This is a genomic window from Actinophytocola oryzae, assembly GCF_004364325.1.
GTDB lineage: Bacteria > Actinomycetota > Actinomycetes > Mycobacteriales > Pseudonocardiaceae > Actinophytocola > Actinophytocola oryzae.
The window spans coordinates 188,890-194,934 of record NZ_SOCP01000023.1 but is presented as its reverse complement, the minus strand read 5'-3'; the positions used below and the strand labels follow the sequence as shown (position 1 = coordinate 194,934).

Annotated in this window: 6 protein-coding genes and 1 pseudogene; 5 read left to right on the top strand and 2 right to left on the bottom strand. The window is 70.6% G+C overall.

Features of this window, described 5'->3' with window-relative positions:
• Positions 1-322 (top strand): annotated as a pseudogene (locus CLV71_RS41415) (hypothetical protein); the annotation flags it as partial.
• A gap of 57 nt (positions 323-379) precedes the next feature.
• Here the strand turns inward: CLV71_RS41415 and CLV71_RS41410 are convergent.
• Positions 380-1,417 (bottom strand): WD40/YVTN/BNR-like repeat-containing protein, encoded by a 1,038-nt coding sequence (locus tag CLV71_RS41410; protein WP_133908416.1) that lies wholly within the window; start codon positions 1,415-1,417, stop codon positions 380-382.
• 102 nt (positions 1,418-1,519) lie between these two features.
• On the opposite strand from CLV71_RS41410, the gene CLV71_RS41405 reads away from it, so the two are divergent.
• Genes CLV71_RS41405 through CLV71_RS41395 form a run of 3 tightly spaced genes read left to right on the top strand, consistent with a single transcriptional unit; the run spans position 1,520 to position 4,054 of the window.
• Positions 1,520-2,014, top strand: a complete 495-nt coding sequence (locus tag CLV71_RS41405; RefSeq protein ID WP_133908415.1) for a PH domain-containing protein — start codon at positions 1,520-1,522, stop codon at positions 2,012-2,014.
• Complete coding sequence (locus tag CLV71_RS41400) at positions 2,011-3,582, top strand: PH domain-containing protein (RefSeq protein ID WP_133908414.1); 1,572 nt, start codon at positions 2,011-2,013, stop codon at positions 3,580-3,582. Before CLV71_RS41405 ends, CLV71_RS41400 begins: the two co-directional genes overlap by 4 nt.
• 13 nt (positions 3,583-3,595) lie before the next feature.
• The gene (locus tag CLV71_RS41395; protein ID WP_133908413.1) at positions 3,596-4,054 is read left to right on the top strand and encodes a hypothetical protein; all 459 of its coding nucleotides are present in this window, start codon (positions 3,596-3,598) and stop codon (positions 4,052-4,054) included.
• Here CLV71_RS41395 and CLV71_RS41390 read toward each other — a convergent pair.
• A complete protein-coding gene (locus CLV71_RS41390; RefSeq protein WP_133908412.1) occupies positions 4,047-4,835 on the bottom strand; it encodes a 23S rRNA (adenine(2058)-N(6))-methyltransferase Erm(C) in 789 nt (262 codons plus the stop codon). The two genes, CLV71_RS41395 and CLV71_RS41390, sit on opposite strands and share 8 nt — an antisense overlap.
• A gap of 163 nt (positions 4,836-4,998) precedes the next feature.
• Here CLV71_RS41390 and CLV71_RS41385 point away from each other — a divergent pair, with 163 nt between their 5' ends.
• Complete coding sequence (locus tag CLV71_RS41385; protein WP_133908411.1) at positions 4,999-6,030, top strand: NAD(P)/FAD-dependent oxidoreductase; 1,032 nt, start codon at positions 4,999-5,001, stop codon at positions 6,028-6,030.
• Positions 6,031-6,045 lie beyond the last annotated feature (15 nt).

The following is a 6,045-nucleotide window of genomic DNA, read 5'->3' as shown; positions in this document are numbered from 1 at the left end:
GGTGATCCTGTACAACGCGACCACCGACAACCTGGCGCCGCTCGCCGCGCAGGCAGCGGCCCAGGGCACCCCGCCGCCCGCGATGGACTCGATCAGCGACCTGCCCGAGCCTGTCCGCACCACGGTGGCGGGCCTGCTGGCCGACGCGTTCTCGTCGACGTTCGTGTGGGCGCTGGTCCTGCTGGCCATCGCGTTCATCCCGGCGCTGTTCCTGCCGAGGGGCAGGACCACGCCCGCGATGGTCGAGGGTGGTGTCGTGCCGTCGGACATGGACGGTTCGACGCGTGACGAGGCACCGGAGCCCGCGGCCGACCGCCGCTAGCCCGACATGCCGAGAGGGCCCCGGGGGACTTGTTCCCCGGGGCCCTCGACGTGTTTCTCAGCCCAGCCGCAGCGTGGCCACCGCCCCGGTCGCGCCTGCCGCCCAGCAGGCGCCGTCACGGCCGCAGTCGACCGTGTCGAGGCTGCCCGCGTAGAACTGGCGCCAGTGGCGGCCGCCGTCGAACGACGCGTCGCTACCGGTCGGGCCCACCGCGATCAGGACGTCCGCCAGGAACGGGTGGTAGGTGACGCCGGAGCGGTAGCCGGCAGGTGCCGTGGCAGGCGCACGCCACGTGCGACCGCCGTTGCCGGACAGGGCCAGTGCGTCGGCGCCGTTGGTCGGGTTGTCGAAGTCGCCGCCGATCGCGATGCCCGTGCGGGGGTCGCGGAAGGCCACCGCGAACACGCCCGCGCTCTCGCTGCTCGCCAGCGGGGTCTGCGAGGCGGTCCACGTCAGACCACGGTCGGACGAGTGCAGCACCCGTGCCACCGTCGAGCCGCCGGTCGCGAGCCACGCGTCCCTGCGCCCGGCCACGTTCAGGCACTGGCCGCTCGCCGAGAACTGGTACTCGCCTGCCAGGGCGGCGGGCCCCGGGACGTTCTTCCACGACCTGCCGCCGTCCTCGGTGGACAGGACGCGGAACTCGCCGTCCACCGGGTCGCCGACCGTCAGCCCGTGGTGGGAGTCGAAGAACGCGAGGCAGTTGTAGAAGGCAGTCGGCTCGGCGTTGCGGAAGGTCTCCGTCCACGTGCGACCGCCGTCGGTGGTGCGGTAGATCCGCGACGCGTCGGCCTCGCCGATCGAGAGCGCGATGGCCGTGCGTGCGTCGAACGCCTCGATGTCACGGAAGTCGAGCGACTCGGTGCCGGGTGGCGCGACCTGCTGCCAGTGCCTGCCACCGTCGACGGTTCTGAGGATGGTGCCTGCGGAGCCGCTCGCCCACGCGACGTAGCGGTCGACCGCCGAAAGGCCGCGCAGCCGCGCGTCCGATCCGGTGGTCGTCGGGGCCCAGGTGAGCGAGGTGGCGTTCGCGCCGGCGGGAGCGGTCAGGAAAGTGGCCAGGACCAGCAGAGAGATCATCAGGGCACGCTTCATGGGTTGAGAACATAATCGCGACATGTCCGCCCTGGGAATGACAACGAAGACCAATCCCCAGGTTGACGCGCCAACCTCCACCCACTCACTAGTTTGTCCCCCATGGAGGGGCACATGCGGCTGCGGCCGCCACGCAACCGGGTCGACCCCCGGGCAGTGCGGTACTGGATGACGGGGGAGGCGATCTCCAACGTCGTGGTCGCCGCGGTGCTCGGAGTGCTGGCCCTGCTGATCGAGCCGGCGAGGTTCTGGTTGCTGGTCGCGCTGGGGGTGGCACTCGTGATCGGGGTGCCTTACATGATCGTGATGCCGCTGTGGCGGTACCGCGTGCACCGGTGGGAGGTCACCGACGAGGCCGTCTACACGCGCACGGGCTGGCTGTGGCAGGAGTGGCGGATCGCGCCGATGTCACGCATCCAGACCGTCGACACCGCTCGGGGTCCACTCGAGCAGGCGTTCCGGTTATCGAGCGTGACCGTCACGACCGCCTCGGCCGCGGGTCCGCTCAAGATCAGGGGACTCGACCGCGAGGTGGCGGCGGACCTCGCCCAGAAGCTGACTGAGGTGACGCAGGCCAACCGGGGTGACGCGACATGACGGCGACGGTCTCGGCGGAGTCCAGGACCGAGGAGGGCTGGCGGCAGCTGCACCCGCGCACGGTGTGGGTGACCGCGCTGACCATCGCGGGCATCCTGGCGGGCGTCGCGGTGCCGATCATCATCGGCATGACCGACGACGTGTCGCTGCTGGTGTCGGTGCCGATCGCGTTCGGCGGGATCGTGGTGTTGTCCGGCGTGGCGGCGGTGGTCGACCTGATGCGCTGGCGGTACACGACGTACCGGGTGACCGACGAACGGGTGGAGCTGCGGTACGCGTGGGTGCTGCACAAGCTGCGGTCGGTGCCCCGCGAGCGCGTCCGCACGGTCGACCTGACGGCGAACCCCCTGCAGCGGGTGTTCGGCGTGGCGAAGGTGACCATCGGTACGGGACAGCGGACGAGCGAACACAGCCACCTGACACTGGACCCGGTCGACAAGGCGGTGGCGGAGGAGTTACGTCGCCTCCTGCTGCGCCGCGAGGCCCCCACTGCGGCGGCAGACCCGGCCGGCTCCACCGGCACGGCGGATTCGGCTGCGTCGGCTGCTCCGTCGACAGGCGCCGTGCCGGAGCCGGAGATCGCTCGTCTCGACTGGCGCTGGATCCGGTACGCGCCGATCTCGGTGACGACTCCACTCCTCGGCGCCGCGGCCTTCGGTGCCGTGATGCAGGTGTCGGAGTGGTTCAAGCTGCAGGGCGCGGTCTTCCGGACACTCCGTGACCTGCTCGGTGGCCTGTCGGTCATCGGTTTGGTCGCGGTGCTGGTCGTGGTCGGCATCCTCGTCGGGATCGTGGGCTCACTCGGCCTGTTCGTCGAGATGTGGTTCCGCTACCGCCTGTCCCGCGAGGACGGCAACCTGGTGATGACGAGGGGCCTGCTGACGACCAGGTCGCTGTCGCTGGAACGCCGTCGCCTGCGAGGGGTGGAGCTGGTCGAACCGCTGGGCGTCCGCCTGGCGGGAGCGGCACGCGTCGACGTCATAGCGACTAGCATGACCAAGAAGTCGGACGACGACAAGACCGACCCGAAGACGATTCTCCCGTCGGCCCCGTACGACACTGCCGGCCGAGTGGCGGCGGAGGTCCTCGGCTGTCCCGCCGTGACGGCGACGGCCGTGGTGGGGCACCCGAGGGCGGCTAAGTGGCGCCGGGTGCGCTGGGCCTTGTACAGCGTGCTGGCGGTGGTCGTCGTGCTGGCGTTGCTCGGTTGGCTGCTGACGGTGGTGTTGCTCCACCTGGCGTGGATCGCGGCGGTGGTCCTGACGCCGGTGGCAGTGCTCCTGGCGCTGGAGTCGTACCGGAATCTGGGCCACGGGCTGGCGGAGGAGCACCTGGTGACCCGCTACGGCGTGGGTGCGCGTCGAACAGCCGCCCTTGTGCGTACGGGTGTCATCGGGTGGACCATCACCAGCTCCCCGTTCCAGCGCCGCGCGGGGTTGATCACCATCCACGCGACGACGGCGGCCAACAAAGGCGCGTACCCGGTCTACGACGTCGGCACGGACGAGGGCCTTCGGTTCGCGGAGGAGGCGGTGCCTGGGCTGCTCGGGCCGTTCATCGAGCGCTGACTGTCAGAGAGGGTTGGAGGTCTGCCTGCCCCACACCTTCCGATCGCCGTGGCGCTGGGTCGGCGTCGTCATCGGTGCGGGGCTGGCGTTCGTGGGCGCGAGTGGTTTCACCGCAAGCCAGGTCCAACGGGGCGACATGGCCGTCGCAGGTGCCTTGGTCGCGTTCGGCTTGCTGGTCATCTATGCCTCCTGGCGTTCCGGGGTCCTGGTGGACCGGGAGCACCTGCGGCACCGGGTCATGGGTGTCGGCACGGACCGTGTGCGCTGGGTGGATGTGGCCGACGTCAAGATAGTTCGCGGACCATCGATCCTCCCCTCCCGCGCGGTCACCTTGGTGAACAAGAACGGCGATGACGAGCACACACTGACATCGCTGTCCTGGTACCAGATCCGATCACGCGAACCCCGTCGCGTCGCTCGGGTCGTTCAGGTGGCGACCATCCTCATCGAACGTTGGGAGCTGGTCACCTGAAACGTCTTGCGGGGACCACGTTCTGGTCCAGCGCCAGGGTTTTCGCCAACATCAGCCACTGTCCGGTGTGGACTCCCGATGCCGAGTGCTCACTCAGTAGGCGGTGCGTGACCCGTCGGGGTGCCCTGCCGTTCAACGCGGTTCGGGCCGGTAGGCGGGGGCGCTCGTACGCCGCCGACAGCAACGTCCACAGGATCGCCAGCGTGCGGCGGTCCAGGCCGCGCTGCCGCACACCCAGGTGCGCCGCGTCGACGCGCGGGGCCGGGGAGAAACACCGCGCCGGGATCCGTCTCCTGACGGTCATCGTGTAGCGGCACGACCACCAGGCTGCCTCGAAGTCCCTGTGATGAGTGGTGGTCAGCCGTTTCGCCAGGCCCCACTCCACCACCAGCTCGGCTCTCGAGAACCCGCCGTTCACGGGTGTCAGCAGGCGGCGCAGCAGTGGCGTCGACACCGCGAACGGGATGTTCGCCACCACGGTGAACGCACGCCTTGGCAGGCGGACCGTGCGTAGGTCCTCGTGTACCACGCTGACCCGCGGCACCGTCGCGAAGCGGCGGCGCAGGGTGTCCACGAAGCGGGGGTCGCGTTCCACCGCCAGTACTCGTGCGCCCGTGCGGGCCAGAGGTGCGGTGATGGTGCCGGGGCCCGCACCGAAGTCGATGACCAGGTCGTCCTCGGCCAGGTCGGCCGCGTCGACAAGACCGGTGATCACCCGGTCGTCGGAGAGGTGGTGCACGCCGGACGAGGTCGCGGCGGCACGCCGTCGATGGGAAGGCATGAGTGCCTGGCTCCAAGCAGGAGAGAACGGGCAGAGATGCTTGGAGACAGCGGCGTACTACGCCACGAGGAGGACGACCGCCGCTGTCAGCGACGGCGCAAACGTATCGACGCACCCATACCGATCACGCTAACCGCACGGACAACCGAATTAAGCTCGCCTCATGGTCGACGTCCTGGTCATCGGTGGCGGCATCGCCGGTGTCTCCATCGCCTACGAGCTCGCCGCCGACGTCGAGGTGCTCCTCGTCGAGGCCGAGCCAGAGCTGGCGCTGCACACCACCGGCCGCTCCGCCGCCATCTACGCCCCCAGCTACGGCGGACCCGTCGTCCGCGCCCTGACCACCGCCAGCGGCCCGCTCTTCGGCGACGGCATCCTCACCCCTCGCCCCACCCTCTGGATCGCCGTCGACGACGAGGGGGTGGCCGAGCTGCGCCGCCTGGCGGTCGAGCCCCTCACCACGGCACAGGCCGTCGCGCTCTGCCCCGTCCTGCGGACACCACTGGCCGCCGCCGTCGACCGCTCCGCGATGGACATCGACGTGATGGCCCTGCACGCCCGCTACGTCAGCGGCCTCCGCGCCCGCGGCGGCACCATTCGGAGGAACACCAGGGTCACCGAGCTGCACAGGCAGGGCGACGGCTGGGTCGTCGACGACATCCACGCCCGTACGGTCGTCGACGCCGCGGGTGCGTGGGTCGACCAGGTCGCCGAGCTGGCCGGGGTGCCGACCGTCGGCCTTCGGCCCATGCGCCGCACCATCGCGCTCGCCCACGCCACCGCCGACCCCGCCTGGCCGCTCGTCACCGACGCCCTCGACCGGTTCTACTTCCGTGCCGAGAGCGGCCACCTGCTGGTCTCCCCCGGCGACGCGACGCCGAGCGAGCCGTGCGACGCCAAGCCCGACGACCTCGACGTCGCCACCGCCATCGAGCGCGTGAACGCCGTGACCACGCTCGGGCTGCGGTCCGTGCACACCGCGTGGGCGGGACTGCGGTCGTTCGTGGCCGACGGCGAACCGCTGGTCGGCGCCTGGCCCGACCACCCCGGGTTCGTGTTCTTCGCCGGCCAGGGCGGCTACGGCATCCAGATGGCGCCCGCGTTGGCCCGAACGGGCGCCGACATCGTGCTCGGCAGGCCTTCGGCCTTCGCCGATCACCTCGCTCCGACGGCCACCCGACTAAGGTGGCCCTGATCCACGGCGGGAGGA

Bases quoted from the DNA above. Each gene is read 5' to 3' on its own strand.
- CLV71_RS41385 (WP_133908411.1), top strand. From the start codon at position 4,999: ATGGTCGACGTCCTGGTCATCGGTGGCGGCATCGCCGGTGTCTCCATC.
- CLV71_RS41400 (WP_133908414.1), top strand. From the start codon at position 2,011: ATGACGGCGACGGTCTCGGCGGAGTCCAGGACCGAGGAGGGCTGGCGG.
- CLV71_RS41390 (WP_133908412.1), bottom strand. From the start codon at position 4,835: ATGCCTTCCCATCGACGGCGTGCCGCCGCGACCTCGTCCGGCGTGCAC.
- CLV71_RS41405 (WP_133908415.1), top strand. From the start codon at position 1,520: ATGGAGGGGCACATGCGGCTGCGGCCGCCACGCAACCGGGTCGACCCC.
- CLV71_RS41410 (WP_133908416.1), bottom strand. From the start codon at position 1,417: ATGAAGCGTGCCCTGATGATCTCTCTGCTGGTCCTGGCCACTTTCCTG.